The sequence below is a fragment of the Kribbella sp. NBC_00482 genome, from assembly GCF_036013725.1.
Taxonomy (GTDB): domain Bacteria; phylum Actinomycetota; class Actinomycetes; order Propionibacteriales; family Kribbellaceae; genus Kribbella.
This window is the reverse complement of record NZ_CP107881.1, coordinates 1,566,721-1,587,602: the sequence shown is the minus strand read 5'-3', so window position 1 is coordinate 1,587,602 and position 20,882 is coordinate 1,566,721. Positions and strand designations below refer to the sequence as shown.

The window sequence follows — 20,882 nt, the reverse complement described above, 5'->3', positions numbered from 1 at the left end:
ACTCGACAACCTAGTCCTGAAGTACGGTCCGGGCGAAACTGCTCAACGCCTCCCGGTCCGGTTGCTGCGTCTTGGTCATCAGGCTGGCCACGTGCTTCTCGACGGTTCGCGGCGAGATGTGCAGCCGGGATGCGATCGACTTGTTCCCGATCCGGTCCACCAGCAACTGGCATACCTCGTACTCCCGTGTGGTGACACCCAGCTGCCGCAGGTGCGCCGGAACCTGCTCCGAGCCGATCCGCCGCTGTGACACTGTCGCACCGAGCTGCCGCATCAGGCTGCGACACGCACTCGCCACCGCTGGGATGTCGGCATTGTGGAAGTAGTCCTCCGCCTGCCGCAACCAGGCGACCGGTTCACCCCACCCGTCCGCGTGAGCGGGCTCGGCGACGAGCCGTAGCCCGAGGTTGCGCGCCATCGGGTAGAGCGACGCGGTGTCCATCGCCTCCACCACCTTGGCGTTGGCCTCTTCGACCTGACCGTCCCGTCCGAGCAGTACGGCGTGCGCCAGCTGGACGAACTGGTGGTTCCAGCGCATGCCACTCGCGGCGGTCGCGGTGACCACCTCGAAGTGCGCCCAGCCGTTCCGTCCGGACAGTACGCCGAGCAGCAGCCCCAGACCGTTCTTGCCCGTCAGGTGGAGGGTGGTCGGGTTCTGAGCGTCGTACGCGAGCGCCTGCGCCAGCTCGGAGTCGGCCAGCTCGCGGTTCTCCTCCAGGAGCGCGCAGAACGTCCTGGCCAGCCCGTAGGAGTACGGCAGCTCGTACGACGCCCGCTCGCCGCCCCAGTTCGCGACCTCGGCCAGGGTCGTCTCCATCGCGGCCCGGCGGCCCTGGTGCGCTTCCAGGATCGCCTTGATCGCCAGGAAGTAGGTCGCCGCCCGCCCCATTCGCAGTCGCCGGGTGACCTCGAGACACTCGGCGATGATCTCGGCGGCCCGCTCGTACTCGGACCGCAGGATCGCCTGCTGGCCGAGGATGCCGTCCACCTCGTACATCAATGGGATGGCGCCGATCCGCAGCGCCTGCTGCCGGGCCCGCTCCAGCTCGAGGATGCCGCCGTTCGCGAGACAGATGGTGCCGGCCTGGAAGAAGTGCGAGCCGACCCGCTGGTACGTCATCCCGTGGGCCTCGGCGAGCTGCCGGGCCCGATGGAAGTAGTCGATCGACAGGTCGAGGTCGTGCTCGCGGGCCAGGATCCCCAGCAGTTGCAGGGCTTCACAGGCCACCTCGGGCAGCTCCGCGCGTTCGGCCGCGGCGGCCGCGCGGGTGGCCAGCTCGGTCGCGGCCTTGAGCCGGCCGGGACTCGTGCGGGCCAGCTCGAGGTTCGCCGCGATCGAGTCGACCGGCGCCAGGTCGGCGTCCCCGGCATCGCTGCCGAGCAGGGACCGGGCGGTCGCGACGTGGGCCAGGGCGGCCGACCAGCGACCGGCCATCATCTCGGCGTTCGCGAGCTGCACGTGCAGCGCGGCCACCTTGCGGCTGTCGAGGTTGCGGTCCGCCAGTTCGTCGACGGTCGCGGCATGCGCGGCGATGTGCTCGAAGCGGCCGGTCGCGCTCAGCGCGAGCAGCACTGAACCGAGGACGTCAGCGCGGTGGCCGATGTCGGGGTCGGTGCCGAGCAGGGTGTTCGCGCGCTCGAGCAGGTTGGCGGCCGACCCGGTCGAGCCGTCGTCGAACGACCGGCGCCCGGCCAGCGCGAACAGCCGCCCCGCGCGGATGCTGTCGCCACCGGTCTCGGCGAGCTCGGCGACCATCGGGCACCACTCGCCCGGCAGACCGGGATGCAGTTCCTCGACCGCGTCCGCGCAGCGACTGGCCAAGGCCGATCGTTCGGTCGGCGTCAGGCCGGCGAGCAGCGACTCGGCGGTCAGCGGGTGCCGGAACGCGTACCAGTCCGGCGCGGGCTCGTCCGGACCGACCAGTTGGGCGGCGACGCCGGCCCGAAGCGTTGCCAGCAGCAAACGTTCGTCCGTCCCCGTCGCCTTGCGTACGACGCTCAGTGGGAACCGGTGCCCGATCACAGCGGCCAGCACGAGGATGTCGCGCGACTGCGACCCGAGTTGCGCGGTACGGCTGCTGATACTGCGCACCACCGCGGGCGGGACGTTCGTCTGCAGGTCGTCGACGATCTGCACGCTGCCGTCCGGTCCGGACAGCAGTTGGCCGCTGCGGCTCGCTTCCTGCAGCAGTTCCTCGACGATGAAGGGGACTCCGGCGCTGTCGCTCCACAGCTGATCCGCCAGTTGTTCGGGCACGCCACTGACCGGAACCTCCAGACAACCCGCGGCGAGCTCCGCCACTTCGCTCCGGTCCAGTGGGAGTAGCTCGATCAGCTCGGCCGCACCGCGCTGCGCCGACAGCTGTGCCAGTTCGTACGCCGCGCAGGTCTCGGACCGCATCGTCGCGACCAGCGCGATCGGTTGGTCGTCCAGGTTGTCGAGTAGGTACTCGATCACGGCCAGTGTCTCCGGGTCGGAGCCGTGCAGGTCTTCGAGGACCAGCAGACAACCGCGATCCCGGCCCGCCAACGCGAGCAGTCGCAGTACTGCCTCACCGAGCAGGACCGGTGACGCAGCGGTGGCGTGGGCGCTGCCGTCGTCCCAGTCCGGCACCAGCCGGCCGAGAACCTGCCGGTACGGACCGAGGCTCTCCGTCGTGGGCATCTCACCGCGCCGGATCAGCGAGAGCAGCGCTTCGGTGAACGGGCGGAAGGCAACCATCGTGCCGATCGCCCCGACCCGTCCGCGCAGCATCGCCATGTCCGCGTCGAGGGCCTGTGTGGTGGCGGTCGCGGCGAGCCGGCTCTTGCCGATTCCGGGCTCGCCGGCAAGGAAGATCGCGCCACCGTGTCCGCTGCGGGCTCCGGCCAGCAGGCGGTGAAGGCTCTCGATCTCCCGGTCTCTGCCGACCACCGTAGGCGAACGGGTCTGCATGGTTGCCAACTGTAACGACTGATGGTTGTCACCGCAGGCAGTTCGACCAGTGGCCGGCCACACCCGGACGGGCGGCCGGCCACCGGTCAAACGTTCGCTGGTGCCTCCAGCAGGTCGTCGGACCTAGATCGTCCCGAACGGGAGGCCGTCGGGCACCATGACGGCGGCTGCCGCCGCGCTCAGGCCGACGACCCCGACGAGGGCCATCGCCCGGGCGCCGACCCTCTGCCGCGTCGGCAACGTGATCGGGCCGAGCGGGTCGGTGCGATCCGGCGTCGTGGACTGCTCGTCGGCCGGCAGGTGCTGCTGAACATCGTGGTGCTGGGCGGTCATGATTGTTCCCCTTGTCACAGTGTGGGCTCTGGCGCTGTGCCACACCGCGGCCCGGCGGTTGGTTCGAGCAGCAACACGGACGGAACCCGTTGGGGGAACGCAAGACGGAGCAGCCCATAGCCGATCCCTGCCAGACCGGTCAGCAGGCCTGGAGACGGTATGCCACGAGGTGTCCCGCACTGCGGTCCGTACTGCTGCACTGCCGCGAGCACCAACCCGGCACGACGTCGCCGTGCCGCCTCTGCAGTTGGGTACTCACGTCCGGCGAGCCACACGAGTGACTCCACCGCACCGAGCTCGCCATGGCACAGACTCAGGTCTGCGAGCACCGGTCGTTCTGTTGCGGCCCTCAGGTAGGAGTCGAGGTCCGCGGGTACTCCGGTCGCGGTCCGCGCCAGCGCGGTTCCCGCGTCACCGGAGCACCAGCCTGGTCCACCATGCCCGCTGCGGCCGTCGCGACGATCCAGGTCGGCCGCCGCGCGGGCTGCGTCCAGGTACCGGTCGCCGGGTACGCCGTACTGGCCGAGCGACCACGCGATTCCCTGGAAGCCGCGAGCGAAGCCGTGGGCCGCTGCTACTCGGCCACGGAGTCCGCTCTCGACGGTTGTCACCAGGTGATTCGCATAGCGCTCGGCCAGCCGGCCGGCGGCCGGAAAGCCTTGCACTGCTTGCATTGCGGCCAGCCCGCCCGCCGCACCTTCGGCGTACGACGGGAATTCGGTGGGATCCGGCTCGAGCCGTTCGCTGAGCTCCAGCGACGCGGCCAGCCAGTTGGCGAGGTCGGGGTCGCCGAGGAGTGCGGACAGCCGGTTGAGCCCGTAGCTGATGCCGCCGAGGCCGTGGAAGCCCGGGCCGACCAGACGGGCGGAGTCCGGGTCGCAGGCCAGGGCCTCGAGCAGATGGGGCAGCGGACGGATCGCGTCCCGGGCCAACTCGCGGTACTTGTCCGCTCCGGTCAGTACGCCGACCTGCGCGAGGAAGAGCGCCGTACCCGTGTAGCCGTTGGACAGGCCGGCGCCCATCTGACGGACGGCCCAGTGATGGTCGTCGAGCAGTTCGAGGCCGAGCCAGTTGGCCGCACCGCCCGGCTCGCTGACCACCTGCGCCATGACCTCGTCGGCGAGGTCCACGGCAGCGGCCAGGAATTGCTCGGGGTCCGGTACGGTCGCACCCACGTAGGCGCGGGTGGTCGTCGCGGCGTGCGTGATCGGCTCCGGGCGCGTGGCGAGCGATGCGGAGATCAGCCAGGTCTGGCGGTGCTCGTCGATGTCGTCGAGACTCGCGACCTTCGCCTGGACCGCGGCCAGGCCTTCGGTGGCAAGGACATCGGCAACGCGCGTGCCGTCGGACGCCCACACGTCCCGGCTGTCGGGCCGAGCGGTGAACAGCGGTACGTCGCCCGCCCACAGATCGGCCAGCTCGAACGGGACGATCGCCTGCAGCGACTCGTCCGCGTCCCACAGCAGGTCGAGCAACTGACTCCGGCCGGCCGCATCCCGCAGCGCGTCCGGATGCGTCGACTCGTCCAGCAGACTCGTGTACAGGCTGGTACTGCGGGGCACGAACCGCATCTGGTCGGCGGCACACGCCGCCAGTAACCCGTCCTGCCCGAGGAACTCGTCACGGTGCCGGGCAATCGCCTCATACGCGGCCCGGAACCCGGTGAGCAGGGCGGTCTCGTGGTCCCGCGGTTCCATCAGCTGTCCGTCGAGCATCGGACGGTTGGCGGCACTCTGCGTCTGCCCAGGACGCCGTACCAGGTGCATCGAGTCCAGACCGGCGTCGGCCCAGTCGACGACACTCGCGGGTGTCACCGAGCCGGCGTCCCCGCCCAGCCCGGACAGGTCCGCGACACCGTGCTCACCCGACACGAGCAGCGGCAGCAGCGCCGTGCGGTACACCGATCCGAGGAGCGTTCGGTGCGCCGGATCGAGGGTCAACGCGGACACCGGCACCGGGCTGGGGTGGAACAGCGTCTCGACATCCACCAGCACCGGTTGGTCGCCTGCGGCGATCAGGTTCTCGAAGTGCATGTCCGTGCCGTCGAGCACGTAGAGCAGCGCCAGTACTGCGCCCTGTCGCTGGTAGAACCGCCGTACCCCGGCCGGGTCAGCGCAAGGCTCGTGGACGACGTACTCCAGCCAGCCGTAGCCCTCGCGGGGGAGCAGCCGGACCGTGCGGATGCCCAGCACGGATCGCGAGTTCAGCCAATCCACGAACATGTTGAAGTGGCCGTGCAACTCTAGCGATCGGGGCTTGTAGACCACCCGCTGACCGTCCGCGAACGTGAGGATCGCGGTGCAGCGGCCTCCGCGGTGCGGATCGCCACTGGGCTCGATCGCGGTCAGGGCGCCGGGGTCCCGGCCGTCCAGCAGCCCGGTGACCAGTGATTCGCGGTCCTCGGCGAGCCGTGCCATCAGCTCGAGGTGTCCCTCGACGCTCTGCCGGCACGACTCGCCCAGAACCCTGGCCAGAACCGGGTACGTGGCCAGGAACTCCGCCAGCTCGCTCCCTCCGACCAGCCGGTGGGTGAAGTCCAGGAAACGTGCGGCCGGGGTGTCACCGGCCAGCTCGCCGCGGTCGCGGGCTCGGGCGAGCTCCAGGACCAATGTCCGCGCGGCGAGCTTCACCAGCCGGAGACCGAGCCGGTGCAGGAACTCCTCGGCGACGGCTCCGGTGTGGCCGGCCGCGGCCAGGTCCTGGCGGGCCGAGTCCAGCAGGGGTGCCAGACAACGCATGAGCGCCTGCCGCCAGTCCGTGCCGGACCCATCCGTTGTCGCGGCCGCCCCACCTGAAGTGTGGCCGCCGGTGACACCGGTCCCTGCAGGGTCTCGACCGGCGGCAGGCGCGCTCGGTGGGAGAGAGATGCTGCGTTCTACGTACTCGGCCCAGGCCGGCGCGGACCGGGTGAGGGTGTGGATCAGCTCGTGCGGCCGCAGGCCCGCGGACCACCAGATATCTGGCTGGCCGGTGCGGATCGCGGAGTTGAGCACGCGCTCAGGCTGCCACCGCCCCCTGGGTGCGGGCATGGGTAGTCAGCCCCCATATTTTCGCTGTAATCAGCACCTAGACGGCCTGTGGTGACAGCAGGCCGGTAGACCGGAACCATGCCTGCGCAGGACCGTCCGGAACAAGAGCCCCGAACACCCAAATTCACGCTGCGGAAACGCGCCGTGCGGATGGGGGCAAGCGGCGCGGAAGTTGGGGGCGGAACCCCCATGTGGATCGGGCCCGGCGCTGCGACCGTGGGCTGGTGCTCACTCCACCCGTTCCCGGTCTGCCTGTCTCGGCTCACTCTGTGCTGGACGTCGTACCGCAGCTGCCCGGTCAGTCGGCTGCGGCCGCGCTCCGGGAGACGGCGGAGGTGGCACTGGCCGCTGATGACCTCGGGTACCGCCGGTTCTGGCTAGGGGAGCAGCATGGTGTCCGAGGCGTCGGCGGTGCAGCACCGGCGGTGCTGGCAGCCGTCCTGGCTGCACGAACGGACCGCATTCGGCTGGGAGCCGGCGGGCTCCTTCTGACCAACCACCAGCCGCTGGTGGTAGCCGAGCAGTTCGCTGCGCTCGCTGCGGCGTACCCGGGTCGGATCGACCTCGGTGTGGCAGAGCAGAGCACCGTTGCACCTAGTACTGCGGCCGCACTCGCCGGCGGTGCCCGCGACACGTTTCCGCAGCGGCTGGACGAGCTGTGCGGGTTCTTGCGAGACGGGACGCCAGGACGGGCGCCGGTAGGCGACGTACGGCTGTCGCTGGCCGGACAGCCACCACCTGTGTTCGTGCTGGCCGATCGTCCGGCTACTGCAATGACGGCCGCCGCACGTGGACTGCCTGTGTTCCTGGCGCATCACTCCGCGGCGGCAACGACACCCGCTGCGATGGCGGCGTACCGAGAGCACTTCGAGCCGACCGGGCCCAAAACGCGGCCGTACATCGCTGCCACGGTGGGAGTAGTGGCAGCGGACTCGGACGAGGAAGCGGTGATCCGGTTCGCCGAGTACGTTCGCGTGCAGACGCGTCTGGCCGCCGCGGGACCACGCGCGACGCCGGGGCAGCTGATGGCGCTGCTGGAGGCCCCGCTGACCGGACGCGAGCGCGGCCGAGCCGAACGAATGCTGGACTATCCGGGGCACGTCGTCGGCTCCCGTACGACGGTCGCGGCCGCGCTGGGCGAGCTGGTCGTCGCGACGACCGCGGACGAGATCATGCTCGTCCCGCTGGCCTTCGACGGACTGATCCGGTCGTCCATCCTGCGCAACGTCGCGGCCGCTCTGACCCGGATCGTCCGCACGGTCCCGAGGTCCGCACCGCCCCTCATCGCCACGGCCTAATCTGGGTACTGCCGACTAGTCGAGAGGCAGTACCCATGTCACGAGAGCGCGAAGTCGTCGAGGCGTGTCCGACCGAGTTGTTCATCGGCGGCAAGTGGGCGGCGGCCGAGGGCGGCCGGACTCTCGCCGTCGAGGACCCGGCCACCGGTACGGCGCTCTGCGACGTGGCCGATGCGAGCCCGGCGGACGGCATGGCTGCTCTGGACGCCGCGGTCGCCGCACAGGCCGAATGGGCCGCGACGGCGCCGCGGGAACGTGGCGAGATCCTCCGCCGTACCTATGAGCTGATGACCGAGCGGGCCGACGACCTCGCGCTGCTGATGACGCTCGAGATGGGCAAGCCGGTCGCCGAGTCCAAGGGCGAGATCGCCTACGCGGCCGAGTTCTTCCGCTGGTTCGCCGAGGAAGCGGTCCGGATCGACGGCGGCTACCAGATCGCGCCGAACGGTGCGAGCCGCTTCCTGGTGATGCGCCAGCCGGTCGGCCCGTGCCTGCTGATCACCCCGTGGAACTTCCCCGCGGCAATGGGTGCCCGCAAGATCGGCCCGGCGGTCGCGGCCGGCTGCACGATGGTGATCAAGCCGGCTTCGCAGACGCCGCTGTCGATGCTCAAGCTGGCCGAGCTGATGACCGACGCCGGACTCCCGGCCGGGGTGCTCAACGTGGTCACCACCAACGACGCGGGCGGCGTCATGGAACCGCTGATCCGTGACGGCCGCGCCCGCAAACTCTCCTTCACCGGCTCGACCCCGGTCGGCCGCAAGTTGCTCGAGCAGGCGTCGGAACAGGTGCTGCGGACCAGCATGGAGCTCGGCGGGAACGCGCCGCTGCTGGTGTTCGAGGACGCCGACCTGGACAAGGCCGTCGAAGGCACGATGCTGGCCAAGATGCGCAACGGCGGCGAGGCCTGTACGGCGGCCAACCGGATCTACGTGCAGTCGTCGGTGATGGGCGAGTTCGCGACCCGGCTGACCGAGCGGATGTCCGCGCTGAAGGTCGGCCGCGGTACCGAGGACGGCGTCGACGTCGGCCCGCTGATCGACGGGAAGCAGCGGGACAAGGTGGCCGATCTGGTCGCCGACGCGATCGCGCAGGGCGCTCGCGCGCTCACCGGTGGAGCGGTTGCCTATGGCAACGGGTACTTCTTCCAGCCGACCGTGCTGGCCGACGTACCGCGGACTGCCCGGCTGCAGAAGGAGGAGATCTTCGGGCCGGTCGCGCCGCTGACGGCGTTCGACACCGAGGACGAGGCCGTGCAGATGGCGAACGACACCGAGTTCGGCCTGGTGTCCTACCTGTTCACCAAGGACCTGAGCCGCGCACTCCGGGTGTCCGAACGGCTCGAGGCCGGGATGATCGGCCTCAACCAGGGCATCGTGTCCAACCCCGCCGCGCCGTTCGGCGGCGTCAAACAGTCCGGCCTCGGCCGCGAAGGCGGCACCGTCGGCATCGACGAGTACCTGGACGTCAAGTACGTCGCAGTCAACGTCGACTGACCAGCTGGGTCACGGTGACCAGCTTGTAGCCGCGGGCGCGGAGTTCGCGGACGATCGGCCCGACGGCCTGTGCGGTGTACGGCGCGTTGTCGCCGCCGTGCATGTGGAGTACGACGATCGACCCGTTCTGCACGTGGTCCAGGACCTGCTTGACGACCGGCTGCGCTGACTTGGCGAACCCGTCCGCGCCCGGCACATCCAGCCCGACCGCGGTGACGCCGGCCGGTGCCAACTCGTGGAGTGCGGTGGCGTCGTAGCACCCGCCGGGGAAGCGGAACCACCTGGTGGCGTGGGGATCCAACCGGTCCAGCTGTACGACGGCCCGCCGTACGTCGGCCAGCATCTGACCGCGCGGCACTGTCCCGAGGGTGTAGCAGTGCTTGGTGAAACCGCGGTGGTCGTAGGTATGCGTCCCCAGCTCGAACAGCGGGTCGTCGGCGAGCTCCCGGACCACCTGTGGGTACTGCTCCATCCACATGCCCGTCAGGAACATGGTCGCCGGCACATGCATCGCGCGGAGCTCGTCGACCAGGGCCTTGTTGTAGTAGGAGTGCACCTTGCCGCTCAGCAGCCGGCGACGCATCAGCGCAGTCAGGTCAGCGTCGAACGTCAACGCGACCTGCTTCTTGTCCCGGGGACCGTGGTCCAGCACCGGCATCACCTGGACGTTGCTGGAGGCACCTGGTCTGAGCTGCACCGGCGCCAACGTCGGCCGGACCGGCTGCGACGTGCGCACCGGTGCGACCGGAGCACGTGTCTGTGGTGTCTCACTCGTTGGCTTGGTGTCACTGCACCCGACAACAGTCAGTACCAACGCAGCGACAGCTACACGTTTCCCCCAGGTCACGCCCTGACTCTACGGTCAGGGCGTGTCGCTGGATGCCCCAAGGTCAGTTGAGCAGGTCGTTCGCCGAGCGCAGCACGGGTACGGCGACGTCCTCCGGGGCGGCGGCGCCCGTTACGTGGAACGTGTGGGTCTCGCCTGGGGACAGGGTGACGAGGCATGAGTCGACCCGTGCCGCCGCGTCCAGTCGGTCCGGGAACAGCGCCAGGTCCTTCGCCAGCGCTGTCGCGGTGACGGTCACGTCGTACCCGTCATCGGTCGGCGTGACCGTGGCCGTGTAGGCGTTGCCCGCGAGCTGCAGTTCAGTGTCCTCGACGAAGTACCAGTACGCCGTGACGCCGTCGGCACCACGCACCTCCAGGTACTCGGCGCGCGGGTTCGACGCAACCGCAACCGACTCCGGAAGCTCGCTGACGATCGCCGACCGGGCTTCGATCTCGACCGCGAACGTCTCCCGGGCCAGCACCTCATCGCCGGCAGTCGAGCGTCGCGTGACGGTCATCTCCGTCGACCAACGCACGTCGGTGTCGTTGTGTGCGGCAACGACCAGTGCGTTCTCCCGGGGCTGCACGGTCAGCAGCCGGTCGGCGTACACGCGCTTCAATGCGTACCACAACGGCTTCCGGATCCCATGCCCGTCGACGGCCGCCCACGAGACCACCGGCCAGTTGTCGTTCAGCTGCCACACGACCGCGCCCGTGTTCAGCGGGAACAGACTGCGGAAGTGCTCGATGCCGTAGGCAATCGCCCGCGCCTGGTTCAGCTGCGTCGTCCAGTGCCAGTCGTCGATGTCCTTCCAGGCCGGCAGGTGATCGCCGAGACCCCGCTCCAGCTTGAGGTTGCCCTCGAACGCCTTCTGGTGCACGAGCATCTGCGCACCGTAAGGGTCCAGCGGCGAGTCGTGCACGACCGACGTCAGCGTCGACCACGCCGGCGGTCCCTGGAACCCGAACTCCGACACGAACCGCGGCTTGTACTTGCGGTACGTCGTGTAGTCCACTTGGTTCCAGACGTCCCAGATGTGCATCGTCGCGTGCCGGTCGTCGTTCGGGTGGATGAACTGGTCGAACGAGTACGGGCTGCCAGGCGAGTACGGCGTCCGCGGGTCGAGCTCCGCGACGATCTTCGGCAGCAGGTCGAGGTAGTACCCCGCGCCCCACGGCCGTCCGGCGAGCGGGACCCGCCAGCCCCACTCGACGTACCCCCAGATGTTCTCGTTGTTGCCGTTCCACACCGCGAGGCTGGCGTGCCGGCTCAACCGGGTGACGGCCTCGCGTGCCTCGGCCTCGACCTCGCTCCAGAGCGGCTCTTCCTCGGAGTACGCCGCACACGCGAACAGGAAGTCCTGCCAGACCAGGATTCCCAGCTCGTCGCAGACGTCGTAGAAGTCTTCGCTCTCGTAGATCCCGCCGCCCCAGACCCGCAGCAGGTTCATGCCGGCGTCGACCGCGTCCTCGATGCTCGTCCGGTACGTGTCGGCGTTCAGGCGGGTGACGAACGCGTCGTCGGGGATCCAGTTCGCGCCGCGGACGTAGATCGGCTTGCCGTTCACCGACAGGACGAACGGCGTGCCGTCGTTGTCCGGGGCAACGTTCATGCTGATGTCCCGGAAGCCGACCCGGCCGGTCCAGGTGTCATCGGCCAGCGTCACCGTCACGTCGTACAACGGTTGCTCGCCATATCCGCGCGGCCACCAGAGGTCCACCGCGGGGACCCGGTTGGTGACGACGACGGTGTCCCATCCGGGCTTGACGGTCGCCGACTGCGTCGTACCGCCGACCGCGACGGTGACGGTGGCGTACTCGGCGGCGATGTCGGTCCAGACCAACGAGACAAACGTGTTCAGAACGCCGTCAGCCCCCGCCAGCGGGCGGACCGAGTCGATGCGTACGCCGGACCAGGACTCGATCCGGATCGGCCGCCAGATGCCCGCGGTGGCGACGTCCGGTCCCCAGTCCCAGCCGAAGTTCGCGGCCATCTTCCGCAGCTCGTTGTACGGGTGCAGGTTGGTGTGCGGCCAGCTGCCGACCTTCGCCCGCTCCGCCTCGGCCGCCGCCACCGGACCCTCGAACTCGATCACCAGCTCGTTGTCCCCGGCAACCAGTGCGCCGGTGACGTCGAACCGGTACGAGCGGTGCTGGTTCGCGGTCCGGCCGAGCTCCTGGCCGTTCAGGGTGACCGTCGCGACCGTGTCGAGCCCCTCGGCCACCAGCTCCTGCCGCTCGTTTCCGTCGGCAACCCAGCTGAACGTGGTCCGGAAGCTCCAGCGGGTACGGCCGATCCAGTGCAGCGCCGACTCGTTGTCGCCGTCGAACGGATCCGGGATCTCGCCGGCGGTGAGCAGGTCGGTGTGCACCTCGCCCGGCACGGTCGCGGTCACGGTGCGCCCGATCAGGCCGTCAGGTGCCGGACCTTCGACCGCTTGCACGGTCCAGGCAGCACCGCCGTCGGTGGTCAGGTCGAAGGTCTTGAGTGATGTCACAGTCGGGCTCCGAGTCGCGGGCGGAAAGTAGGTGAACCGGTTTAGTAGAACAGCACCACTCCCCGAGAGAATCGAGGAGCGATGTGTGTCAGGCGTCCAGGACGTACCGTCGCCACAGCTCGGCGAGGGCACGGTGTCCGGCGGCGGTCGGGTGTACGCCGTCGCCGGCCAGCGCCGCCGGCCCGACGGATACTGCTTGCTTGGTCAGCTCGACATCGGTCGGAACCAGGATCGCGCCGTACTCGACGGCCAGCTTCCGGACCACGTCGAGCTTCGGGTCCAGGTCCTCCCGCCACTCCTCCTGCCCGTCCTTCACCGGCAGCAGGAACGGCTCCATCAGGACCACCGGACACGACAGCGGGTCGAGCAGCGCCCGGTACGACGCCTCGAAGTCCTCAGCTGTCGTCGGGTCGTCCTCGTCGTACCGCCGCCAGGTGTCGTTGATCCCGATCAGGATCGACACCAGCGACGGGTCGTGGGCCAGCACATCGGTGGCCCACCGGGCGGCCAGATCGACCGCCCGGTGGCCGCTGATGCCGGCGTTGACGATCGCCGGCCGGCGTTCACCAAGTTCGCCGGACAGATCGTCGTACAGATTGCGCACGTAGCCGTCACCGAGCCCGTCGGGGTCGGTACGGCGGCCGCAGTCGGTCACCGAATCCCCGGCGAACACGACGGTCCGCCGGGGATCGAGAAGGATGTTCGTCACGGTCGTCAGAGGGTGGCCGCGGTGACGTCCCAGTCGTCCGGCAGGATCGCCGCGACCTCGACCGTGCTCTTCACGTCCACGAACGCGCCGGTGTCGATCGAGTCGGTGATGGAGGCCATCACGTCGACGATGTGGAACGCCAGCGCCCCGGTCGCCCGGTGCGGCCGGTCGGCCCGGATGGCGCGCGCCATCTCGAGTACGCCGGTACCGCGCTGCGCGACCGCCTTCGTCTCGGCGATCGTCTCCCAGTCCTCCGCACCGCGACGACGGATCTTGATCGCACCGTCGAAGCCGTTCGGGTCCGGTACGGCGAGCGTCGCCTCGGAGCCGGTGATCTCGACGAACCCGCCCCGCGACAGCGGCGAGTCGAAGCTGAAGATGCTCTGCGACGACTGCCCCGACTCGAACTTCGCGATCGCGCTGACATGCGTCGGCACGGTCACGTCGAAGTCGGTCCCCGCCAGCGGACCGGATCCGATCGTGCGCTTCTCCTTGGACTTCGCGCCGATTCCCGCGACCGCGGCGATCGGACCGAAGAGCTGGACCAGCGTGGTCAGGTAGTACGGGCCGATGTCCCACAGCGGGCCCGCGCCTTCCTGGAACAGGAACGCCGGGTTCGGGTGCCACGACTCCGGGCCGGGGGACTGCATCAGCGTGAGCGCGGTCAACGGCGTACCGATGTCACCGTGCTCGATGATGCGGCGGGACTCCTGCAGGCCCGGGCCCAGGATGGTGTCGGGCGCGCAGCCGAGCCGCACACCCGCGTCCTGTGCCGTCGCCAGCAACTTGAGGCCGCTGTCCTGGTCCAGCGAGAACGGCTTCTCGCTCCACACATGCTTACCGGCGGCGATCGCGGCGAGGGCCACCTCGACGTGCGCGATCGGGATGGTCAGGTTGACCACGATCTCGACGTCCGGGTTGTTCAGCACCGCCTCGGGACCCCCGTGGGTCTCGATGCCGTACTGCTCGGCCTTCTCCTTGGCGGCCTCCGGCCGGAGGTCGCCGATCGCGACGACCTTCAGGTCCGGGAAGCTCTGCATGCTCTTGATGTAGGCGTCGGAGATCACCCCGGCGCCGATCACACCAACACCGACTGCTGTCATTCAGGTGCACCCTCTCCGGTCAGGAACGCGTAGCTGCCTGCGACCGCGTCGAGGATCTCGCCGGAGAAGTCGTCCAGCTCGACCACCCGGAGCGCCTGCGGAGCGGCGGCCAGGATGTCCCGGACCGCGATGACGCCATCGCCGACCGCGACCTGGGCCTTGTTGTCCAGGGTGCCGTCGCCGTCCTTGACGTGGATGGCCGTGACCCGGTCGCCGAACTTCTTCAGCAGCGCCGGTACGTCGGCGCCGCCGACCGCGGCCCAGTACGTGTCCACCTCGAGGATCACGTCGTCGGACAGGTTGTCCACGAGGATCTCCAGCCCGTGCACGCCGCCGATCTTCGACTCGAGCTCGAACTGGTGGTTGTGGTACCCGACCGTGATGCCGTGGCCGGCAGCCTCGACCGCGGCCTTGTTCAGGCCGTCGGCGATGACCTTGATCTCGTCGGCCGACTGCCAGCGCGCCGGGTCGGTGTGCGGGTCGATGACCGTGGTGATGCCGAGCCGCTCGGCGGCGGCGTAGATCGGGGCGCTGTCCTCGCGGAGCAGGCCGGCATGCGTGGTCGGGGCCGAGAGTCCGTGCTTGGGCAGCGCCTCGGCCAGACGGTCCGCGTAGGCGGTCACACCGAAGGGTTCGACCTTGGTGTAGCCGATCTCCGCGATCCGGGCCAGGGTGCCGTCGAAGTCTTCTTCGAGCTTGCCCCGGACCGTGTAGAGCTGGAGGGACAGGTGGTCTTTTGCGACCATGGTTTCTCCTTGTCGGCGGCGTCTGACCCGCTGCCCTGGGATCAACGCCGACTGATAAGCCGAACCGGTTAAGTAACGAAGGAAACCGTATCCCACCCCGCCCCGTCCACACCACCCTCCGCCCAACGACTGGGCGGTCACCAACCGCCGCGATCGTCGGTTTTCGCCGGATTTCCCGGGTTTGATCAAACGGTCACTTTGTGTGCCCAGGTGATGACAGAGGGTTGAAACGGCGCAACACTGAAGGGTGCTGGATCGACCGTCAGCGATCCGGCCGCCCGTGAGGAGGGTGTTGTCGTGTCTCGTGTGACCATCAAAGAGATCGCCAGGCGTTGTGGGGTCTCCCAAGGAGCGGTGTCCTACGCGCTCAACAATCAGCCTGGGGTGTCGGAGGCGACCCGGGCGCGCGTGCTGAAGGTCGCCGCCGAAATGGAGTGGGTGCCGAACCGGGCCGCGCGGCAACTGTCCGCCGCGCGCAGTGAGACGTTCGGGCTGGTGCTCGCCAGATCCGCGCAGACGCTGATCGAGGAGCCGTACTTCATGGGCTTCGTCGGCGGCGTCGAATCGGTCCTGTCGGAGAAGTCGTTCGCGTTGGCCCTGCAGGTCGTGGCCGACCTGGACCAGGAGATCGCGACGTACCGGAAATGGGCCGCCGAGCGCCGGGTCGACGGCGTGATCGTCGTCGACCTCCGGGTCGCCGATCCCCGCATTCCGGTACTGCGGAAACTCGGTCTGCCGGCCGTCCTGGTCGGCGATCCCGCGCTCGCGGACGGGATGCCGTGCGTCTGGACCGACGGCACCGCGGCGATGACCGCGGCGCTCGATCATGTGGAGTCCCTCGGGCACCGCGTGGTCGCCCGGGTCGCCGGTCCGCCCGAGTTCGGCGACGTCTGGATCCGTGACCAGGCGTACGACGTGGCTGCCCGCCGGCTCGCGCTGACCGCGTCGGTTCATCACACCGACTACTCGGCAGCGCAGGGCGCCGATGCGACCCGCGACGTACTGGCCGCCATCCCACGGCCCACGGCGATCATCTACGACAACGACCTGATGGCGGTGGCCGGTCTGGCCGTCATCCAGGCGCTCGGCCTCCGCGTCCCGGACGACGTCACGCTGGTCGCCTGGGACGACTCGGCCCTGTGCCGGATCACGCATCCGACCCTCACCACCCTGAGCCACAACGTGGTCGGGTACGGCGCCGAGGTGATGCACCGCCTGCTGGACGTCCTGGCAGGCGCGCAACCTCAGTCTCATCTGTACTCGACGCCGCTGCTGCTCATTCGGGAGAGCTCTGCCCCGCGGTGACTGTCACGGGGACGCCGTTGACGGCCGCGGTGCCGGCGACGGGGTCGATGCGGCTGCGATCGGTGATGTCGTTGGCGCTCGGCCCCGCGAGCTGATTGGCGACGGTCAGCTTGGTGCCGGGTCGGTTGTGGCCGAACCCGTGCGGCAGGCTGACCACGCCCGGCATGATGTCGTTGCTAGAGGCAACCTCTACCGAGATCGAGCCGGCCGCGGACGTGACGGTCACGACCTGGCCGTCGGCGAGGTCGCGGTCGGCCAGGTCGTGCGGATGCATCAGGAGCTGGTGGCGAGGCTTCCCCTTCACCAGGCGCGCGGAGTTGTGCATCCAGGAGTTGTTGTTGCGCAGGTGCCGCCGGCCGATCAGCAGGAGTTCGTCGACCGCAACGGCGGTCAGCGCGTCGAGCCGCGGCAGGTCGTCCAGGATCATCCGCTGCGCGAGATCGATCCGCTTCGACTTCTTGTGCAGCGCCCCGGGCAACGCCGGCTGCAACGGCCCGAGATCGACCCCGCCCTGCGAACGCCGCAACCTCCCGACCGACAACCGGTATGGCCCGATCCGCAGTCCCGCGTCCACGATCCGCCGTGGCGACAACCGCAGCCGTGCCGTCGTCTCGACCCGGCGCCGGCTCCACGGAGTACGCCGTACCAAGGCCAGCCCGAGATCCCGGAAGATCTCCCAGTCGTGCCGCGCGTCGGCGGGCTTCGGGAGTACGGCGTCGTTCCACCGCGCGGTGTTCCGCACGGCCAGCTGGTGGAACACGATGTCGTAGTGGTCCCGCTCCAGCGGCGGCGCCGGCGGCAGGATCACGTCGGCGTGCCGCGTCGTCTCGTTGATGTACGGATCCACCGCGACCATGAAGTCCAGCGACCCGAGCGCCTCGTCCAGCCGCCGCCCGTCCGGTGTCGAAAGCACCGGGTTCCCGGCGACCGTCACCATCGCGCGGATCTGGCCCTCGCCCGGCGTCAGGATCTCCTCGGCCATCGTCGACACCGGCAGCTCGCCGCCGAACTCCGGCAACCCGCGCACCCGGCTCTTCCACACGCCGACATGTCCGCGCCCGAGCCCGAGCAACGGGTTCACGGCCGGCCGGGCGAACATCGTCCCGCCGGGCCGGTCGAGGTTTCCGGTGATGATGTTCAGCACCTGGATCGCCCACTGGCAGATCGCGCCGAACTGCTGCGTCGACACCCCGACCCGCCCGTAACAGGCCGCCCGCTCGGCCGCCGCGAACTCGCGGGCGATCCGCCGGATCGCGTCCGCCGGTATCCCGGTGATCCCGGCCGCCCGCTCCGGCGTCCATGCTTCGACCGCTGCCTCCACGGCGTCGAACCCGTCGACGTACGCCGCCGGCCGTGCCGAGCCCTGCGTGATCACCTCGTGGATCAACGCGAGCAGAAACGCCGCATCCGTGCCCGGACGGACGAAATGGTGCTCGTCGGAAACCGCTGCAGTCTCGGTCCGGCGGGGATCGATGACGACCAGCTTTCCGCCGCGTTTCCGCAACTCCTTCAAACGTTTTCCGAACCCGGGCGCGGTCATCATGCTGCCGTTCGACGCCAACGGGTTCGCCCCGAGCATCAACAGGTACGACGTCCGGTCGATGTCCGGCACCGCGACCATCAACTGGTGCCCGTACAGCAGGTACGACGCCAGCATGTGCGGCAACTGGTCGATCGAGGTCGCGCTGAACCGGTTCCGGGTCCGCAACTGCCGGACCATCGTCGGCATGTGGGTGAGCGCGCCGAGACTGTGCACGTTCGGGTTCCCCAGGTACACCCCCACCGAGTTCCGCCCGTGCTCGCGCTGGATCCCGGTGAGCTTGGCGACGACGAGCTCGTACGCCGCCTCCCACCCGATCTCCTGCCAGCCGTCCGGAGTACGTCGTACCGGCGTCGTCAACCGATCGGGGTCCTCCTGGAGATCGCGCAGCGCGACCGCCTTCGGACAGATGTGACCGCGCGACAGCGGGTCGGACTCGTCGCCGCGGATGTCGGTGACGCGTCCGTTCTCGACGGTCACCAGGACACCGCAGATCGCTTCGCAGAGATTGCAGGACGTCCGCCGTACGGTCATCCACTCAAACTACCCTCGGGTAGCCCGGGCCGCATCAGTCGAAGCGTGCCTCGTCGAGACGTCCGAGGATCGCGTCCACGGTCTCGCCGACCGACAGATCGGAGTTGTCCAGCCACAACCCGCGCCGTGGGCTGAACGCGTGCAGCTCGTAGTCGAGCTCGTCGACCAGATGGTGCGCGCCGCCGAGCCGGTTCGAGATGACCTCGGGGCGCGGCGTCAGGACGACGAGGTACCGCGGCCGGGTCTGGATGCCGTCCAGGAATTCGCGCAGCAATTCACCGATCACCACGTCCTGCAGGACCACCGTGAAACCGGCGTTCGCGTACTGGTCGGCGGCCAGACAAGCCAGCCGGTACCGCAGTTGCAATTGGCGTTGTGCCTCGAGCACGTCGTCGGCCATCGAGGCCTGACCACTGACGATCATCCGCCGGAAAACGTCCCCCCGAAGATGCACGCCGTACTGGAATCTCTCGGCGAGCATTTGGGACACCGACGACTTCCCCGCCGCCATGATTCCACTGACGACGATCACCCCCTCGGACTCCATGCGGTGATCGTGCCACGGGCCGCGACGTTTTAGTCCGGTCTCGGCGATTCTTCTTCGAAAACCCCAGGTTTGTCAGGGGTTTTCGGCCATCAGCGACTCCAGATGGTGGCGCATCAGCTGCCGCAGCCGCGACGGCGTGGTGCGCTCGGGCTGGATCGCCGCGTGCAGTGCGAGGCCGTCGAGTACGGCGTGCAGGAGATCGACCTCGCGGCGCAGGTCGAGACCGTCCTTCAGTACGCCCGCATCGGCGAGTGAGCGGAGCAGCGACTCGCAGAGTTGGCGCAGTCCGTTGTGCACCGTGTCGAGGTGTTCCTGCAGTGCGCCGGCGTCGGATTCGGCCCGGGCCTGCGCCGTGAACGCCAGCCAGATGTCGAACTCGGCCCGGCGCTCGGCGTCCAAGGGGAGAACCTCGTCCAGGTAGCGCAGCACGATGGTCTGCACACTGCCCTTCGGCTCGATCGCGCTGATCCGCTCGGTCACCCGGCGCGACACCAGATCCATCGCGAAGCTGAGCAGCCCGTCCTGGTCCGGGAAGTAGTAGCGCACCGCGCCCGCGGACCAGCCCGCCTCGGCGGCGATGGTGCGGACCGACGCCGCCCGGATCCCGTCCCGGCGAACCACCCGCCAGAGCGCCTCGGCGATCTCCTCGCGACGAGCGGTGTGGTCGACGATCTTCGGCATGGTCCTTTTTAGCACAGATGTGTTATTCTCGTTTTACAACACAGTCGTACTGAAAACATGCTCGGGAGGGGAACGCTGTGCTGATCGCTGTGATCGCCGCGTGTGAGATCGGATTCTGGGTCCTGCTCGCCGCCGGCCTGGTGACCCGCTACCTGCTGCGGCAGCCGAAGGCCGGTCTCGTGCTGTTGGCCGGCGTACCGCTGGTCGATGTGGTGATGCTGGTCGCGAGCGTCCTGGACATCCACAGGGGAGCGGAGCCGTCGTTCAAGCACTCGCTGGCCGCGATCTTCATCGGTGTCAGCGTCGGGTTCGGGCACCAGACGCTGAAGTGGGCCGACGGGTGGGCGGCGCACCTCATGGGCGGCGCGCCGCGTCCGGTGAAGCCGCCGAAGAAGGGCCCCGAGCGCGCCCGCCGCGAGCGCGCCGGTTGGTTCCGGCACCTGCTCGCGTACGTCATCGGCGCCGGCATCATGATCGGCCTCGGCCTGCTCTCCGGTCGCGGGTACGACGCGGTGCTCGCCCCCGCCGGCACCTGGACGCTCGTGCTGGCGATCGACGCCGTCGTCTCCTTCAGCTACTCGTTCGACCGGGCGTCCCGGGAGAAGCAGTCCGTCTGACCTCCCGGGATCACCCGGCTACTCGTCGTACATTTTCGGCATGACATTGGTCGGGCGGGTCTGGGCGGCGATCACCGGGTTGATCGTGGTGTGCGGGATCGTCATCCAGTTGCTGGTGACGGCGAACGGGCACGAGGGGTTCTTCCCCGACAACCCGGAGCGGGTGTTCAACGTGTTCGCGTACTTCACGATCCAGTCGAACCTGCTGCTCGGTGGGACCGCCCTCCTGCTGGCGGCGCGGTCCGACCGCCCGGCGAGCCGGCTGTTCGAGACGCTGCGGCTGAACGGCGTGCTCTGCATCGCGGTGACCGGGATCGTCTATCACGCCGTACTGGCCGGGACGGACGACCTGCAGGGCTGGGCGTCGGTCGCGAACCTGCTGCTGCACACCGCCGCCCCGGTGGTCGGCGTACTGGGCTGGCTGCTGTTCGGGCCGCGTGGCCGGACGGACTGGGGCATCGTCGGGTGGTCGATCGTGTACCCGGTGCTGTGGCTGGTGTTCACGCTGGTCCGCGGCGCGTTCGTCGGCTTCTACCCGTACCCGTTCGTGGACGTCGACGAGCACGGGTACGGAAAGGTGCTACTGAACTGTCTGCTGGTGGCGGTACTCTTCCTGGCTCTGGCGGCGGGGGCGACCACCCTCGACGGCAGGCTGCGCCGGAAGACAACCGTCGAAAGGTAGA

At 69.1% G+C, this 20,882-nt stretch carries 16 protein-coding genes; 5 read left to right on the top strand and 11 right to left on the bottom strand.

Annotated features, from left to right (window positions below; all coding sequences use genetic code 11):
- Window positions 1-10 precede the first annotated feature (10 nt).
- From OHB24_RS07930 to OHB24_RS07920, 3 genes are all read right to left on the bottom strand, one after another.
- The gene (locus OHB24_RS07930; RefSeq protein ID WP_327638294.1) at window positions 11-2,935 is read right to left on the bottom strand and encodes an ATP-binding protein; all 2,925 of its coding nucleotides are present in this window, start codon (window positions 2,933-2,935) and stop codon (window positions 11-13) included.
- 123 nt (window positions 2,936-3,058) lie between these two features.
- Window positions 3,059-3,268, bottom strand: a complete 210-nt coding sequence (locus OHB24_RS07925) for a hypothetical protein (protein ID WP_327638293.1) — start codon at window positions 3,266-3,268, stop codon at window positions 3,059-3,061.
- 14 nt (window positions 3,269-3,282) lie between these two features.
- Window positions 3,283-6,261, bottom strand: coding sequence for a type 2 lanthipeptide synthetase LanM family protein (locus OHB24_RS07920; protein ID WP_327638292.1), 2,979 nt, complete (start codon window positions 6,259-6,261; stop codon window positions 3,283-3,285).
- Between the two features lie 260 nt (window positions 6,262-6,521).
- On the opposite strand from OHB24_RS07920, the gene OHB24_RS07915 reads away from it, so the two are divergent.
- Together OHB24_RS07915 and OHB24_RS07910 are read left to right on the top strand one after the other, a co-directional pair.
- Complete coding sequence (locus tag OHB24_RS07915) at window positions 6,522-7,595, top strand: MsnO8 family LLM class oxidoreductase (protein WP_327638291.1); 1,074 nt, start codon at window positions 6,522-6,524, stop codon at window positions 7,593-7,595.
- Window positions 7,596-7,630: 35 nt separating this feature from the next.
- Window positions 7,631-9,091, top strand: a complete 1,461-nt coding sequence (locus OHB24_RS07910; RefSeq protein ID WP_327638290.1) for an NAD-dependent succinate-semialdehyde dehydrogenase — start codon at window positions 7,631-7,633, stop codon at window positions 9,089-9,091.
- Here the strand turns inward: OHB24_RS07910 and OHB24_RS07905 are convergent.
- The 5 genes from OHB24_RS07905 to OHB24_RS07885 form a co-directional block, all read right to left on the bottom strand.
- Window positions 9,078-9,827 carry a polysaccharide deacetylase family protein gene (locus tag OHB24_RS07905; protein ID WP_327638289.1) on the bottom strand — a complete coding sequence of 250 codons (750 nt, stop codon included), beginning with the start codon at window positions 9,825-9,827 and terminating at the stop codon, window positions 9,078-9,080. The genes OHB24_RS07910 and OHB24_RS07905 overlap by 14 nt on opposite strands.
- A gap of 154 nt (window positions 9,828-9,981) precedes the next feature.
- Window positions 9,982-12,417, bottom strand: a complete 2,436-nt coding sequence (locus tag OHB24_RS07900) for a glycoside hydrolase family 2 protein (protein ID WP_327638288.1) — start codon at window positions 12,415-12,417, stop codon at window positions 9,982-9,984.
- Window positions 12,418-12,505: 88 nt separating this feature from the next.
- The gene (locus OHB24_RS07895) at window positions 12,506-13,126 is read right to left on the bottom strand and encodes an SGNH/GDSL hydrolase family protein (protein WP_327638287.1); all 621 of its coding nucleotides are present in this window, start codon (window positions 13,124-13,126) and stop codon (window positions 12,506-12,508) included.
- Window positions 13,127-13,131: 5 nt separating this feature from the next.
- Window positions 13,132-14,229, bottom strand: coding sequence for a Gfo/Idh/MocA family protein (locus OHB24_RS07890; protein WP_327638286.1), 1,098 nt, complete (start codon window positions 14,227-14,229; stop codon window positions 13,132-13,134).
- The gene (locus tag OHB24_RS07885; RefSeq protein WP_327638285.1) at window positions 14,226-14,975 is read right to left on the bottom strand and encodes a sugar phosphate isomerase/epimerase family protein; all 750 of its coding nucleotides are present in this window, start codon (window positions 14,973-14,975) and stop codon (window positions 14,226-14,228) included. Before OHB24_RS07885 ends, OHB24_RS07890 begins: the two co-directional genes overlap by 4 nt.
- Window positions 14,976-15,272: 297 nt before the next feature.
- Between OHB24_RS07885 and OHB24_RS07880 the strand changes: the two genes are divergently transcribed.
- Window positions 15,273-16,280, top strand: a complete 1,008-nt coding sequence (locus OHB24_RS07880) for a LacI family DNA-binding transcriptional regulator (RefSeq protein WP_327638284.1) — start codon at window positions 15,273-15,275, stop codon at window positions 16,278-16,280.
- On the opposite strand, the gene OHB24_RS07875 is transcribed toward OHB24_RS07880, so the two are convergent.
- The 3 genes from OHB24_RS07875 to OHB24_RS07865 all read right to left on the bottom strand — a co-directional run bounded on the left by OHB24_RS07875 (window position 16,252) and on the right by OHB24_RS07865 (window position 19,582).
- A complete protein-coding gene (locus tag OHB24_RS07875) occupies window positions 16,252-18,354 on the bottom strand; it encodes a molybdopterin-dependent oxidoreductase (protein WP_327638283.1) in 2,103 nt (700 codons plus the stop codon). The two genes, OHB24_RS07880 and OHB24_RS07875, sit on opposite strands and share 29 nt — an antisense overlap.
- Window positions 18,355-18,388: 34 nt before the next feature.
- Entirely contained in the window at window positions 18,389-18,901 is a 513-nt protein-coding gene (locus OHB24_RS07870) for an AAA family ATPase (protein ID WP_327638282.1), read from the bottom strand.
- A 72-nt stretch (window positions 18,902-18,973) separates the two neighbouring features.
- Window positions 18,974-19,582, bottom strand: a complete 609-nt coding sequence (locus OHB24_RS07865; RefSeq protein ID WP_327638281.1) for a TetR/AcrR family transcriptional regulator — start codon at window positions 19,580-19,582, stop codon at window positions 18,974-18,976.
- Between the two features lie 77 nt (window positions 19,583-19,659).
- Here OHB24_RS07865 and OHB24_RS07860 point away from each other — a divergent pair, with 77 nt between their 5' ends.
- Complete coding sequence (locus tag OHB24_RS07860) at window positions 19,660-20,199, top strand: 2TM domain-containing protein (RefSeq protein WP_327638280.1); 540 nt, start codon at window positions 19,660-19,662, stop codon at window positions 20,197-20,199.
- A gap of 40 nt (window positions 20,200-20,239) precedes the next feature.
- On the top strand, window positions 20,240-20,881 hold the full coding sequence (locus tag OHB24_RS07855) for a Pr6Pr family membrane protein (protein ID WP_327638279.1): 642 nt from the start codon (window positions 20,240-20,242) through the stop codon (window positions 20,879-20,881).
- Window position 20,882: the final 1 nt, after the last annotated feature.